The organism is Nostoc sp. (genome assembly GCF_036917635.1).
GTDB lineage: Bacteria > Cyanobacteriota > Cyanobacteriia > Cyanobacteriales > Nostocaceae > Nostoc.
The window spans coordinates 1-14,213 of record NZ_JBALCW010000096.1; the positions used below are offsets into that span (position 1 = coordinate 1).

Consider the following 14,213-nt stretch of genomic DNA (forward strand, 5'->3'; position numbering starts at 1 on the left):
CAGCCGTAAAGATTTGGGACGTATCAAATCCACCTGTGAGTTAGTATGCAAAAAAATAATTGTTTGTCAAATAAATTTAGATGCGTTTACCCTGGTTAGCACAATCTCTAAAACACGGGGGAGTAGGCGTTGGTACAGGGCAAACTAGCCTTATCTTAGCGATTCTAATCATTGGGCTTATTGCCTACATCGGTTTGCGACCAGAGAGAGGAAAGTAAGACATTTTGAGCAAGCCTATTCATCTCGCTTGAGTCCAGAGCTATAGGTGCAGAATATCCGACTAAAGATAGAGATAACTAACTGCTGATTAAATTAAATACTATTTGAGTATTTTGCGTGGTCACTGGCAACGAACCGCTCATAGCGCTCTTTTATGACTCTGGAGAGAGAATAATCCAAGCGATTAGAAATCGCGGCTACACAAAGCTTAGTCCGCCTGCGCGGACTAACGCCAAAATAGGGTTTCAAATTTAATCTGACGAGAGTAATAAAAGAGCGATAGTCGGCAGTGGCTTCCAGGACACTATGAAACTCGTCGCTAAATTTAGTTCAGTCTAATGTCCCTAACACCCCTCCCCGATGCTTTGGGGAGGGGAGCGTAACTTTATTCAAATGTGGGGTGAGGTTCTTTATTTTTGATTTATGCAAGAGGTCTAAGCTTGTTTAGCCATTACTACTAAATTCATCACACATTCAGGAAATTGGCGCTTTAATGCTGGAAAAACCGGACAAGGCGCTTGTTCTTGTAAATTGTCCGGTTTACTCCAAGTAAAGGGGGCTTTCTGCGCTGCTGACATCCACACCAAACGCTTTGCTCGTGTCATCGCAACGTATAGTAAACGGTACTCCTCAGATATTTTCAAGTGCTTTGCTTGTTCCCATGCTTGTGTAACATCTGGGATGGTAGATTCTCCGTGGAGAGCAGCACGAATTTGGGCGCGGGCTACTTCTGATAAGGTAAAATCCCCTAAAAACTGGCTTTGGGGAGGAACCCAAAATCTCCCAGGAATCAAGTTTTCGTGGAGGAAGGGAAGAAACACATAGTCCCAATCTAGCCCTTTGGCTTTGTGCATGGTAATAATAGTCAGTTGACCGGGACGAGTGTAACGTTCTTCGGAATCTTCGGTTTCCACTGGTTCAAACCGTTCGGAACTGACGATTTCACTTAAAGCTGACAGCATTCCCCCCATCGAACTATTGCCTGCTATCTGCTGGTTTACCCGTTCTGCGAGTTTGTCAGCAGTTGCTAATTCTGCCTGGTCGTAATTTAACGTCAAGGCGAGAAAGGAAATTAGCTGGTACAGGGGCAATTCTAAGCGGGCGCGAAGTAAATTGCGACACAAACGAGCAGCTTTATGGACTGTTTCTGGCTGGGGTGCTGCTAGGGGGCCAGGATACAAAAATTCTTCTGGGAGACTAGCAAGGGCGTTGAGGTCTTGAGTAGGAATTAACTGGCGTTGTACTAATGCTTCTAGTGCGGCTTTGAGGTAATCGGGAGAGTGGGGGCGATCGTAAAATTGCAGCAATGCTAAAATCTCTTGGGGAACATGGGAACGGCGATCGCGTTCTCCCACATCGTAAAGTGTAATATTATGCTCTTTGCACACTGATGTCAGAGCTTCTGCTAACCATCGTCCTTGGCGATTTTCTCGGACTAAAATTGCTGCACTATGTTGTGTTGGGTCTTCGCCAAATAACTCGATTATTCTTTGAGATAACAATTCAACGGTGTGATGAATGTCACGCGGAGTATAAAGTTCCAGCCCTCGTCCTACTGGTGCTGGGTTGGCTCCCTTTTGCGGATCGCCAACTTCAACAGGGCGAATTGTCTGCAAGCGAAATGGTACTTGTCGGTTCTCAGGAGTCTTTTGTCCGTTATTCGTTGTTGCTGACGACTGTTTATTGATCCATTTGAGGGCAAAGTTAGCAGCTTCAATGATAATTATAGTACTGCGACCAGCTTGATCCATCGTTGCTAATCGTTTGATGCGATCGCACTCTTCGCAAAATTGCCGGAAATAAATCGGATCGGCTGGGGTAAAAGTAGAGTTAATTGCTTGGTTGGGGTCGCCAACTCGGACTAAGTTGAGTGAGGAGTTAGGAGTTTGGAGTGAGGAGTTAGGAGTTTGGAGTAAAGAATTATCTCCCCCATCACTCGCCAAAATTTCTAAAAGCTGCGTCTGAAGTGGGCTAGAATCTTGGGCTTCGTCTTCAAAGACTGCGAATACTTGGTTTTGCTCGATGCGACGGGCGCTGTCGTTTTCTAAAACGCGCAGTGCGGCTAAAATCATATCGTCGTAATCAATGAAATCACGCGATCGCATTAAGTTTTGATATTGCTCATACAATCCCGCCGCTACGCTCAAAATTGCATATTCGTCTGTGGTTTGTTTACTCCACTCCCGCAATAATTCTGGTGATATCCCAGAACTTTTTGCTTCATGAATTACTGTATTAGCCAATTCTGGTAATACTTCTGTTCGCAGCACCGATTGGCGACGCAATCTTTCTGTCTCTTCTCCGTCAAATTGATGACCTTCTAATAACCGTAAATATATTCCCGCATTGTTTGCAATCCATTGCTCTACCGCTGTTCGGATAAAGCGGTGACTTTGGGTTGGTGTAATTAATGTGACATTTTGTAACTGCAAACCTGATAAATCAGAATGGCGACTGGCAATGTTCAGCGCTAAACCATGTAGGGTATAGACAAAAAAACCAGTCTGAGGTAGAGATAATTCCTTTAAGTATTTGCGAATCTTCGCTTTAATATTGGCAGCTGCTGAACGAGTAAAGGTAACAACTACCAAGTGACGACGCGAGGATGAACGTTCATATTGACGGGCGATTGCGATCGCAGCAGCCGCCGCCATACCAGTAGATTTGCCTGCACCAGGAACCGCAGAAATAGCCAAAGGACCAGATTGCCAGTCAGCCATTTGTTGCTGTCCAGGACGTAGACTGTTGCGGATTGCGAGAATCTTCTCCCGCAGAGAAGGAACAGGCGATCGTTCAGATAATTCTGAGTGGAGTAATTCTTGAGCCAGAGGAGCAGTAAATTTAGAATCTGACATACAAAATTTTATATATTAAATATATGTTAAGTAAGTGGGCGCAAATAATTATCACTGGCTCGTAGTTGTGCTAAAGGGCAAGAGGGCGCAACTACGAGCCAAATACAGAGATTTTACTTTTCGTTACATAGTTTGGTTTTATCTTGCCTAGCTACTTATGCGTTGAATGTAATTTGCATCTCCCGCAGATATGAATAATTTTCGGTGATTCGTAATGCCAAATTACTAAATTGCTGATAGTAGTCTATCAAGTTTTATTGGTATGCTCCCATTTTCTATTAAGTAAGTGGGTCAAATTAAATATAAAACCTCACCCTGCCTCCGGCTGACCCCGACAATAATAAGGAGAGGGATTGAGGGTGAGGTTTTTTCTTCTGTTTAATTACGTCTACCTACTTAATAGGTTCGTAAGTAAGTCGGTGAGAATAAATAAAAGTAGATTAGGGACTTCCAACAAATAAATTACCCAATCTTATGGGGTATTTTTTTATTTGTCAGTCCCTTAAGTAATTAGGACTTACGCAAAAAGCAGTGAAAGCCTTGATTTACCGTAGGGGCAATTCATGAATTGCCCCTACATTTTGTACTTGATGCGTAAGTCGTAGTAATGTAAAAATATTTTAATTAGTTCGTAGTGAGGATTTTAGTCCTCACTACGAACCTTTAATTATTGACGCGGTAGTTAGATCGCATCACGCAATTAGTCCTGTCTAAAATTGAATTATTCATCAATCTGCCAGGAATCTTTAGTTAATTCTTCATCCAGAATTTTCTTAGGACGAACGATGATAATAATTTGTCCTAGTAAGGGAATTTCTGGCTCAGTTTCAAACCACTGAAAATTTAATTCGCCACCATTTTCAACGACAAAGTAGCTGGAGGCATCCCATTCTCGTTGGGCTCGATCTACCACAACGACGACGGGTCCGATTTGGCTTTGGGTTTGAATGGGGAAGCGATCGCTCGAAGCTAAAATCACTACTGGATCTTCTGCCGCCAACAACACTTGCCAACCTGGTAACGGTACCCAAGCTTGCTCGCCAGAAAACTTGACCAGGCGAAATGGTTCAATTTCTGTCAATATCGGCACAGCTTGCAAGTCTTGTCGTGACAATGGCAACTCGCCTACCACCGGCAAGATTCGGGGTAATTGTTCTTCAAATTCCAGACGGTAAAAGGGTAGAATTGGCGCTGGACGCTGGGGAACGGTAGTAAAATCAGTCAGTAGTTGTTCGATTTTTTGCCTTGCTGCTGGCGTGTGAGCAAAGCGTAAACCTTTGGCAATTAGGCGCGATCGCTGTTGTAAATCTGCATTTTGGCGGGCTAGTTTCCAAACTTGATGAGCAACAGCATCTCCAGGATGGGCAGAAAATCCTTCTGGTAAAGTGCGGAAATAGGAGTACTCTTTAATTGCTTTTGCTATATCCCGTGCCTCATCAGCATCAACGTTGTGGACGAAGATTAGTTGGGCGGCGGCGGCGCGTTCTTCTTGGGTGAGCAAACGCAGTTCATATAAAACATCACTCCCGCGTGTGGCATAGTGCGATCGCGTTTCTTCTGGTACTCCAAACTTTTCCAAAGAATTGTAAACTTGAGAACCAACAACCACTTGATTTTGTTGAATCGGCTCAAATCCAGTCGCCTCAAAAATGTCTTGGGGGTTGTAACCGGTTTTTAGCAACGAGGCGATCGCGGCTCCCCATTCCACCCAGTTGCCTTGTTTTTGCCTCAGCCTTCGCAATAATTCTTGTGCTACATCGTTGGTAGCATTTTCTTCGGGATTCTGAGCGTTGGGTGGTAGATCAGTCATAATCAGAGTGCGAGCTTCAACTTGAGAGGTTGATTAATACCTCATGAGCAAGTCTTATTCTAATCTATGAACTACCCATACCTACTGCCTTGAGTTTATCTGTGGAAACTTATCTAGTTAATTCTTATCGTGCAATTTTTTCTTACTTTAGATATTAGGGCAGACAAATATCCTCTGTAACATTCCCAGTTACCGTATTTAAATAGGGAAGTTAACTCCGTAAAAACCCTTGATAATTTTCGGCTATTCTCAACTAAGCTTGGTATGGAATATAACAAGATAGTGAATATTTAAAGGAAATATCTTATGGATAAGCCCAGTCTAGAAATTGATAAACTCCAATATCAAGTGATGATTCTCGAACAACCAAAAAAGCTGAAAATCCTGGTAGTTGACGATGAGCCAGATAATCTCGATCTGCTTTATCGCACCTTTCGACGCGACTTTAATGTTCTCAAAGCTGATAGTGGGGTGAACGCCCTACAAATTTTGGCAGCAGAAGGCGAGGTAGCGGTGATTATCTCCGATCAACGAATGCCAGAAATGAAAGGAACTGAGTTTCTTAGCAAGACTGTACCTCAGTTTCCCGATACGGTTAGGATAATTCTCACCGGATTTACTGATATTGAAGACTTGGTAGAGGCGATTAATGCGGGGCAAGTCTACAAATATATTACCAAGCCTTGGGACCCAGGGGAACTAAAGGCAGTGGTGCAAAGAGCAGCAGAAACCTACGACTTGCTCAAGCAACGTACAGAAGAATTACGCCGTTCTCATGCTCAAATGGCGCTGCTGAGTGTTTTGATACAGATAACTCAAGCAACTTCTAGCTTAGAACAAACTCTCACTCCAATTGCCAGGGCTGTGAGTGAGACTTTTGCAACAGAAGGGTGTATTCTACAACTTACAGATGGAAATACTCTAATTGCGACTCAAGGAACTTACAGCTATACAGGTACAATAGAGAATTGGCTATCTATTGACCCATTAACAAAGGAAGCGATCGCCACCGGGCAGATGCAAGTTTCCTTAAATATACCTAAAGATACTAAATTAGTTGATGCTATTCACTACAAAAATACGGGTGTGCAAGCACATTTAGTTATCCCAATTAGCTACCGTCATCAACTTTTGGGCGTATTATCACTACAGTGGAAACAACCCTGCACTTTACGGGAAGATGAATTAATGCTAATTAATTTATCAGCCCAACTGATAGCGATCGCTCTTACTAGTTGTCATTAGTCATTAGTCAAAAACCAATGCTTAATGCCCAATGCCCACTTGCCCTGAGCGACTTGTGCCAAGCTTTGCCGAGGTAAGCCGAAGGGATGCCCAATACCCAATACCCCATGACTAACGAAATTCAGTCCATTTTTAACCGTATTGCTCCGGTTTATGACCAGTTGAACGATTGGTTGAGTCTGGGACAGCATCGAATATGGAAGGAAATGGCAGTGAAATGGAGTGGAGCTAAATCGGGCGATACTGCATTAGATTTGTGTTGCGGTAGTGGTGATTTAGCTTTACGTCTAGCACGGCAAACAGGAGCAACAGGGAAGGTGTACGGAGTGGATTTTTCCGCCAACCTACTAGATATAGCTAAAAAACGCTCCCAAAGACAGTATCCCCAACCTGCGTTGGCTTTGCCCGCCGTAGGCATCGCCTGGGTAGAAGCCGACGTGCTAAATTTACCCTTTGAGGATAACCAATTTGATGCTGCAACAATGGGCTATGGTTTAAGAAATGTTAAAGATATTCCCCGCAGTCTCCAAGAGTTATACCGGGTTTTGAAGCCGGGTGCTAAAGCCGCAATTTTAGACTTTCATCGACCGAGTAATCCTCAGCTACGTGTCCTTCAGCAGTTGTATCTGGACAATTTTGTGGTGCCAGTTGCCAGTTATTTAGGTTTAAAAGAAGAATATGCTTACATCAGCCCTAGCTTAGACCGCTTTCCCATCGGGAGAGAGCAAATAGAGTTAGCGCGTCAAGTTGGTTTTGCTATTGCCACACACTACCCCATTGTGAACGGTATGATGGGAGTGCTAGTGCTTAGTAAATTATGAGTTATTAGTTAAAAGTTATGAATTATGAGTAGTGATAAATTCTCATTTAAAATTTATCATTCCTAACTCCTAACTCCTAACCGGAGGCGGAGCGTCTCCGGCTCCGCTCCTAACTCCTAACTCCTAACTCCTAACCGCAGGCGGAGCGTCTCCGGCTCCGCTCCTAACTCCTAACTTTTTTAATTCTTCCCTTGGACTGGTCTCATTCTTGGCTTTATGTGTCTCCCCCGGTACTGGGTGGAATTATTGGCTATTTCACAAATGATATAGCCATCAAAATGTTGTTCCGTCCTTACCGAGCAATTTACATTGCTGGACGAAGAGTACCCTTCACTCCTGGATTGATTCCCCGCAACCAGGAACGTTTAGCTTTGAACATTTCTAAGACAATCATGGGGTCACTCTTGACACCACAAGAATTGCAAAATCTGGCGCGGCGTTTGTTGCAAACAGAACGCGTGCAATCAGCAATTCTCTGGTTGTTGCGGCTGGCTATTGAACAAATTAAAACAGATAAAAACGAGAAAAGTGCCAAAATTGTGGCAGGGATATTGCGGGATTTACTAGGGGAATCCTTGCCACGGTTACTCAAGGTTTTAGCGCGGCGTGAAGACTTTTTGGAAGCGCAGATCAATCAAATTTTTGACCAGATATTGCTGGAATTTCAATTGAGTGAAGAACAAGCCACGCGGCTTGCTGATTGGTTGTTGCAAGCAGTTTTACCGCCAGATGCACTGCGGCAGACAATAGTTGATTTTTTGACCGATCGCACAATTCAAATTATTGATGAAGGCTTCCGCGAAAAAACCAGTGGGACTTATTGGGTAGTAGCAAATTTGTTTGGCTTACGTAATACTCTCACACGGCTACGGACTTTTTGCTTGGATGAAAAGGAGGCTGCTAATACTCGTTTGCAGGAATTGACTCAAGATTTGCAAATGCGCGATCGCATTCGGAAATTACTCCAAAATTTATCATTACAAAACTTACCAATGGCGACGGTGCGCCAACTCCGAAAGACTACCCGCGAAAGTGTCCGTCATTATCTACAAAACAGTGGCAGCGATTTTTTACAAGGATTAACTGATTCTGTTGATTGGGAAAATATTGCTGTAGTCCTGCTAAATCGTCTGAGTACTTCACCTGTTGTCAGTACTTCTTTAGAAGTCATGAGTCAAGAGTTGGCTTTAATATTAGATAAGTATTTGGAAAAAGATTTAGAAGCGATTGTGGCGCAAGCAATTCCGATTTTGTCAATAGATCAAGTAATAGTTGACCGAGTAAAATCAACTTCACCGGCTGATTTAGAAGCTGCTATTGAGGGAATTGTCAAAAATGAATTGCAAGCGATTGTAACTTTAGGTGGTGTTTTGGGTTTTGTCATCGGGTTATTGCAGACAGTATCTTTAATATTTAGTCAATATTGATTTTGTGTTTTTGACTGTAAATTTTTATCAAATTATAGTTGCAAGTTGCCCAGATTGTGAAATAAGTGAAATTGAGCGATCGCTTAACTCAAAATATGCGTCAAATCAAGCACAAACCCAGGCAATACATCCTCTCCTGATAAGCTAGTAGGCGATTGCAAAACCTCAATATCCTGTCCTAGGCGGTAAATTTCCACCTGTCGGTTCTGCGGATCAATCAGCCAGCCTAAACGCACACCGTTGTCAATATACTCCTGCATTTTTTGTTGCACAGTCTTTAAGCTGTCTGAAGCAGAGCGTAATTCTACCGCAAAATCTGGAGCGAGTGGTAGGAATTTTGCAGGGTCTGGATTCAGGGCTTCTAATCGCTGTCGGCTCACCCAGGATGCATCTGGAGAGCGATTTGCACCATTAGGGAGTTTGAAACCTGTAGAAGAGTCAAAAGCCAAACCTGTACCATCAGTGTCAGCCCAATTACCTAAGCGCTGTGTCAGTCTACTATTTCGATTTCCGCTTTCCCATCCCGTTGGTGGCATGATAATTAATTCTCCCTCTGCGGTGCGCTCAAGTCGCAAATCTCGATTATTTTGACACAGTTGGAAGAACTGCTCATCTGTTAGTTCAATGGTGGGGCTAAGGTTTAGAATCAGGGCAGTCATAGTTGCCTTTCAAACTTGCTAACTGTAGCCTAGCACTTGGTTAACATACTAGGTTAACCATCAATTTGCCAAAAGCCTGAAAAGTGGCAGTCTGATTTTCTAAATACTACGACTTCATGCTAAATGCGGAAAATGGATTTGTTTCATCAAAGATTTATGTTTGACTTTTCAAGGGATGCTTTATCAGCAAAGGCTCAATATATGCTTCTAGAGTATCTTTAACTTTAGAGGGCTGACAAATTGGAGCGATCGCAGCATAATCTGGTTTTACTGTCCAGTCATAATGGCGAAGCAGTGTGGAAAGCACGATTTTCATTTCCATTTGAGCAAATTCCATACCTAAACATCTGTGCGAACCATAACCAAAACCCATTAGTGCTAAAGGATGTTTTTTATCTTCTTCACGAGGTGGTGCAAAGCGATCGGGGTCAAAGCGATCGGGATTGGTATACAGTTCTGGTAGACGGTGAGTCAACATCGGCGAAATAGTCACAAACCAACCGGCTGGAATCCGATAACCTGCATACTCAATATCTTTAAGAACGCCACGATTATAGGCATACACCGGCGGATAAAGCCGTTCTACTTCTTTTAAGACGTTGGTTAAATCTGGAAATTGTTTGAGATGAGACAGACTAAGGGGATTATTTCCCACAACTGCTAATTGTTCTTGGCGCAGTCGTTCTCGCCATTCTGGATGATTACCTAATTCAAATATTACCCAACTGAGCAAGGAGGCTGTTGTCTCGTGTCCAGCAAATAGCAGTAGCAATGCCTCGTTGATTATCTGTGCTTCGCTCAATTTATTGCCGTCTTCATCAACAGCTGCTAGCAGCAATCCCAAAACATCTTTTGATTCTTCTAAGTTACCTTGCTCGATACGTTGGGCGATCGCTTGACGCAAGAAAGCCACTAACTTACCCCTAGCATTTTGACCGCGACCATATAAAGTAAAAGGGACATTCCATTTTAATATCGTCATACTGCTATCTAGCAGTTGTGTAAACCACTGACTGGTTTGCTCAACTTCGCTCTTATTCTGACTTCCCAAGAACAGGCGAGTAGCAACCATCAGGGTAAGCTGGCGGAAACTAGAATTTAAAGGAATCGTTCTCTGTCCCCAATCTTTGAGGAAGTCTTGCACAATATTTTGGATGGTGTCGAAATATGTAGCGATCGCTTTTCCGTGAAATGCTGGATACATTAAGCGACGAGTTAGGCGATGTTCTTCCCCATCTTGTAATAAAATATTGTTGCCAAATGTTGATTCTAAGAAATACCAACCTATGCGCGACGACATGTGTTCCGCTTGTTCCACCAGCACCAGCCGATTAGCATCAGGGCCTATTAAATAAGCACGTTTACGTCCCATAACGCTGGTCTTAAAAACTGACCCATACTGCTGGAATTGTCGCCATAAATACAACTCTGAACTCCGAAATATTTCCAAAGTTTCCCCCAAAATGGGTAAGCCATAGCTACCAGGCATTTCCTCGGCGGATTTTAGTTGACGCATATATGAGTACCTCCAGCAGTAATCAGCTACAGTATCTACTTAATTGTAAAGCGTAGTTAGGTTTTGCAAATCCAAATTACCACTCGCGGTAGAGTTTTTCTGCATACAACATAATCTCTTCATTTGGCAATCTAACTTTTGGTTTTTGCCGAGGATACAAACTTTCAACTGCACCTGTATCCTGTTCAATAACTGTAGCTGCTGCTTGTAAAACTGAATTTTTAAACAAAAGTTTCATCAAAGGATTAACGACTTTAGCATACATCAAAATAAACGTCTTGGTGATTTTATTTGTTTCTGGGTAGAGAATATGAACTTGAGCAATATCACCAATAGGCGTTTTAGCAAAAAAAGCTGTAGTTGAAGGAAAAGCATATTCGAGTCTATTAGTAAGAGTTTTAGGTAAGATTCCCAAAATAGGATTTTTGAGAATTTCTCCTAGCGTGTTGTTGGCTCTCGTCAGTTCTTGTTTGACTGTAGAATAGTATCCGTTTTCTTCAAAATTAGTTACATGACAAGATGTAATTTTAAATAGTTCTTTATGAGTACCATTTTGGTGGTTATAGTCATAGTTAACCATCAAGTTAGTCAAAAAATTACCCTGAATACTTTTGTCCCCAGTTACTCCGATGAACTCGTAATCATCGACAATTTTCTGATGCAAATCTGCGATAGGCAATCTTGGCTCAAATCCAGCATAAGTCCAGATGCAATCATTGCTAATAATTAGCTCTAATGGTTTGGTAATTGGCTGAGTGTCTTTTTTATCTCCTTGCTCTAGTCTGCCTTGTCTATCAAATTCTAGTGCATGAAAAGGGCAAGTAATAGTATCTCTCTCTTGACAAACCCAGCCGTCTGATAATGCTGCTTGCATGTGTGGACAGATGTTATCAAGGGCAAACACTTCGCCTTTTTGGTTTTGCCAAATAACATAATCCTGTCCATTTAAAGTGATTTTATTCGGTTTATTCACCCTCAATATAGATTTGTGCGCGATTAACCAAAGCGCACCAGGTAAAATTGCTTCCATTTTTCCTCCAAACTCTTGAGAAGTTGTTTATTTAAAGTTCAGTAGATGGGTTAGTAAAACGTCACACAATCTTGAAAGTTGTCCCACATCACTCTTTTGAATGGAAATTAGGATAATTAAAGTCTTCTCTGCAATAGACAAACTAATACAACCGCGCATTTGCTCGGCTACTGCATTGCTGAATTATGTAAACAATTAACTAACTAATTATTTAGTTAATATTAATTTAATAAATTTCATCTTCTATGTCAACTACTAAGCAATTTTTTAGTTAATATATTTTCGTTATGATGATGGAGCAACGTGGGTCGTTTAACGCAGTCAAAATTCTCAGCTAAAAAGCCGCGTCAGGTGCGGGATGCAGAAGCGACGAAAAAGCAGATTCTCGATGCGGCGGAAGCGGAGTTTGCCAGAAATGGACTTCAAGGGGCGCGAACAGAAGCGATCGCTAGAGGTGGAGGTGTCACCAAAGCGATGATTTACTACTACTTCCAGAGCAAAGAAGGACTATATCAAGCTGTTCTGCAACGTCCTGTGGTGGAGATGCACGAAGGGTTTGAGCAGCTAAATTTGGATCAATTTCCACCAGAAGAGGCGTTGAAGGTGCTAGTCAAAGAAGCGATCGCTTATGAAGCTGCTCATCCCCACAGAGGAATGCTTTGGTTTCAAGAAGCCAACCAAAATCAGGGAAAGTATTTCAAACAGGGGAATTGGCAAGAAAATTTTAGCTATCTGATCAAGATTTTAGAGCGGGGGATGGCGGAAGGTTGTTTCCGTCAGATTGATCCATTTCTCACCACTCTGCATATTATTGGGGTTTGTAATTTATACTTCAATGCTTACGAAAATATCAAGCATACTAGACCCGATTTGCAACTACTGAGTCCAGAAATGATTGAGCAGCATACTCAAGCAGCAGTTAATTTTATTTTGGCTGGGGTGCGACTTACTGAGAATTAATAGCTAAAAGAGGCTAGGGACTGGGGATTGGCTTTGAAGCGGAAAAATTATGGAATTTGCCTTTGTATCGTTAATATTACTTCTTAGTGTTACGTACAAGAGGGTGTCGCTTGATAAACCCAAGCGCTTAGGTTATATCTGATAAAATTTAAGATAATGCCAACAGTTTTAAGAAAAGGCGGTTTTGAGGTTCGTATCTACCTTAACGATCATATTCCTGCTCATGTTCATGTTTTTAAGGGGGGCGGAGAGGCAAAAATCAACATAGGAGATGAAAACCTTGCTCCAGAGTGGGTTTGGGTATCTCCGGGAATGAGTGATAAAGATGCAGTGAAAGCCTTACAGTTAGTTGCGGATCACCAATTGGAACTACTAAAAAAGTGGCGAGAATATCATGGTTAAGAAAATTGCGGCTACAGAAGAATTAAAAGAAAAGTTAGCCAATGCCAGAGCAAAATCAGATGCGATCGCCACATCTGAACCACGAGCTACTCGTGCTTTTTATGACCCTTATTTAGGAATGATTATAGTTGTTTTGTCCAACAAATGTATGTTTGGGTTCCCTTCAGAGTTAGGAGAAGGACTGGCGGGGGCTTCGGTCAAAGACTTAGCAGAAGTAGAGGTAACACCCTCTGGTGAAGGATTACACTGGAAAACCCTAGATGTAGATTTGAGTATTCCTGCTTTGATGAACGGAATATTTGGAAGCAAACAATGGATGGCTGAACTTGCTAGAAAGGGTGGAAGCTCAACTTCTTTTGCAAAATCTGAGGCATCTGCACTTAACGGGACAAAGGGCGATCGCCCTCGAAAAGAAACTATACTGGCTACTGATGAAGCTTGATATATTAATTCACTCCAGTGACCATAAAGCGATCGCATCTAAGCTAGGTATGTAGTGATTTATATTATATATTTTGTTATAATATCTGAGTAATAATGCTTAAGCATAAATACTAGTTAGCAAATGATTTATAGGTACTTTTTACACTATTTAGTAGTTATATAGATGTTTTTTTTGAAGATAAAATCAAGAAATTCATTATTATTTATAGTAGTCGGCTCGTTTTGTATATCATTATTACTTGCATTAATTCATACTGCATTCACAATAAATATTTTTATTACTATATTAGGACTAACTTTATTTTTATCAGGTATGTTTTTACATTTAAGGAATCAAAGTTATGTTGTGTTTTTCGTCTGGTAAACGAATAGTTAAAGTAGCCATTTTTTTAACTCATAATAATTTCTTCGGGTTTTAAAATTGATAAGTTAGGAAATAACAATTCAGTATTTTGGAAATGTTTAATTACGAATTACGCACAGCACTACTAGCCTTCAACTTCGGATAAGCAATCCGTTTATGATGAAATTGCTGCCAAACATCCACAAATACTGGGCAATTTTTGACATTTATTCTCGTGTTAATCCTGAATCTACGAGTTGATTATCTTGCCATTTGGCACGCAGAATATTATTTAGCATTGTTAAAGCTTGTTCAGTCGAGACATATTTGAGCGATCGCAATACCTAATAATGCCAATTCTTCACGCGATCGCAATTGTTGGGCGATTTGACACTCCCCGCTCTAAAGAGACGGGGATTCTTTAATCAAAGACATGACTTGCTCATGCAGGTTTTCACCAACAAGAGTAGAGGACTCATCTC

11 protein-coding genes and 1 pseudogene are annotated in these 14,213 nt (G+C 41.7%); 6 read left to right on the forward strand and 6 right to left on the reverse strand.

What is annotated here, in order from left to right:
* Positions 1 to 653: 653 nt before the first annotated feature.
* Both V7K32_RS23135 and V7K32_RS23140 read right to left on the reverse strand, forming a co-directional pair.
* Positions 654 to 3,074 (reverse strand): ATP-dependent helicase, encoded by a 2,421-nt coding sequence (locus V7K32_RS23135; protein WP_334996333.1) that lies wholly within the window; start codon positions 3,072 to 3,074, stop codon positions 654 to 656.
* Between the two features lie 721 nt (positions 3,075 to 3,795).
* A complete protein-coding gene (locus tag V7K32_RS23140) occupies positions 3,796 to 4,884 on the reverse strand; it encodes a RuBisCO accumulation factor 1 (RefSeq protein ID WP_334996335.1) in 1,089 nt (362 codons plus the stop codon).
* Positions 4,885 to 5,190: 306 nt separating this feature from the next.
* Here V7K32_RS23140 and V7K32_RS23145 point away from each other — a divergent pair, with 306 nt between their 5' ends.
* From V7K32_RS23145 to V7K32_RS23155, 3 genes are all read left to right on the forward strand, one after another.
* A complete protein-coding gene (locus V7K32_RS23145; RefSeq protein ID WP_334996337.1) occupies positions 5,191 to 6,129 on the forward strand; it encodes a response regulator in 939 nt (312 codons plus the stop codon).
* Between the two features lie 107 nt (positions 6,130 to 6,236).
* Positions 6,237 to 6,950 carry a bifunctional demethylmenaquinone methyltransferase/2-methoxy-6-polyprenyl-1,4-benzoquinol methylase UbiE gene (ubiE, locus tag V7K32_RS23150; protein WP_334996353.1) on the forward strand — a complete coding sequence of 238 codons (714 nt, stop codon included), beginning with the start codon at positions 6,237 to 6,239 and terminating at the stop codon, positions 6,948 to 6,950.
* Between the two features lie 191 nt (positions 6,951 to 7,141).
* On the forward strand, positions 7,142 to 8,377 hold the full coding sequence (locus V7K32_RS23155) for a DUF445 domain-containing protein (RefSeq protein ID WP_334996339.1): 1,236 nt from the start codon (positions 7,142 to 7,144) through the stop codon (positions 8,375 to 8,377).
* A gap of 83 nt (positions 8,378 to 8,460) precedes the next feature.
* Here the strand turns inward: V7K32_RS23155 and V7K32_RS23160 are convergent, their stop codons facing one another.
* The 3 genes from V7K32_RS23160 to V7K32_RS23170 form a co-directional block, all read right to left on the reverse strand.
* Entirely contained in the window at positions 8,461 to 9,036 is a 576-nt protein-coding gene (locus V7K32_RS23160) for a Uma2 family endonuclease (RefSeq protein ID WP_334996341.1), read from the reverse strand.
* Between the two features lie 154 nt (positions 9,037 to 9,190).
* A complete protein-coding gene (locus tag V7K32_RS23165; RefSeq protein WP_334996343.1) occupies positions 9,191 to 10,552 on the reverse strand; it encodes a cytochrome P450 in 1,362 nt (453 codons plus the stop codon).
* A 76-nt stretch (positions 10,553 to 10,628) separates the two neighbouring features.
* Positions 10,629 to 11,582 carry a Rieske 2Fe-2S domain-containing protein gene (locus tag V7K32_RS23170; RefSeq protein WP_334996345.1) on the reverse strand — a complete coding sequence of 318 codons (954 nt, stop codon included), beginning with the start codon at positions 11,580 to 11,582 and terminating at the stop codon, positions 10,629 to 10,631.
* A gap of 303 nt (positions 11,583 to 11,885) precedes the next feature.
* On the opposite strand from V7K32_RS23170, the gene V7K32_RS23175 reads away from it, so the two are divergent.
* The 3 genes from V7K32_RS23175 to V7K32_RS23185 all read left to right on the forward strand — a co-directional run bounded on the left by V7K32_RS23175 (position 11,886) and on the right by V7K32_RS23185 (position 13,386).
* Positions 11,886 to 12,542, forward strand: coding sequence for a TetR family transcriptional regulator (locus tag V7K32_RS23175; protein WP_334996347.1), 657 nt, complete (start codon positions 11,886 to 11,888; stop codon positions 12,540 to 12,542).
* 156 nt (positions 12,543 to 12,698) lie between these two features.
* Complete coding sequence (locus V7K32_RS23180) at positions 12,699 to 12,944, forward strand: DUF4160 domain-containing protein (RefSeq protein ID WP_334996349.1); 246 nt, start codon at positions 12,699 to 12,701, stop codon at positions 12,942 to 12,944.
* Positions 12,937 to 13,386, forward strand: coding sequence for a DUF2442 domain-containing protein (locus V7K32_RS23185; protein WP_334996351.1), 450 nt, complete (start codon positions 12,937 to 12,939; stop codon positions 13,384 to 13,386). Before V7K32_RS23180 ends, V7K32_RS23185 begins: the two co-directional genes overlap by 8 nt.
* A 468-nt stretch (positions 13,387 to 13,854) precedes the next feature.
* Here the strand turns inward: V7K32_RS23185 and V7K32_RS23190 are convergent.
* Positions 13,855 to 14,072, reverse strand: a pseudogene (locus V7K32_RS23190) (hypothetical protein); the annotation flags it as partial.
* Positions 14,073 to 14,213 lie beyond the last annotated feature (141 nt).

Coding starts and splice junctions, on each gene's coding strand:
- V7K32_RS23135 (WP_334996333.1), bottom strand. CDS start 3,074: ATGTCAGATTCTAAATTTACTGCTCCTCTGGCTCAAGAATTACTCCAC.
- V7K32_RS23140 (WP_334996335.1), bottom strand. CDS start 4,884: ATGACTGATCTACCACCCAACGCTCAGAATCCCGAAGAAAATGCTACC.
- V7K32_RS23145 (WP_334996337.1), top strand. CDS start 5,191: ATGGATAAGCCCAGTCTAGAAATTGATAAACTCCAATATCAAGTGATG.
- ubiE (WP_334996353.1), top strand. CDS start 6,237: ATGACTAACGAAATTCAGTCCATTTTTAACCGTATTGCTCCGGTTTAT.
- V7K32_RS23160 (WP_334996341.1), bottom strand. CDS start 9,036: ATGACTGCCCTGATTCTAAACCTTAGCCCCACCATTGAACTAACAGAT.
- V7K32_RS23165 (WP_334996343.1), bottom strand. CDS start 10,552: ATGCGTCAACTAAAATCCGCCGAGGAAATGCCTGGTAGCTATGGCTTA.
- V7K32_RS23170 (WP_334996345.1), bottom strand. CDS start 11,582: ATGGAAGCAATTTTACCTGGTGCGCTTTGGTTAATCGCGCACAAATCT.
- V7K32_RS23180 (WP_334996349.1), top strand. CDS start 12,699: ATGCCAACAGTTTTAAGAAAAGGCGGTTTTGAGGTTCGTATCTACCTT.
- V7K32_RS23185 (WP_334996351.1), top strand. CDS start 12,937: ATGGTTAAGAAAATTGCGGCTACAGAAGAATTAAAAGAAAAGTTAGCC.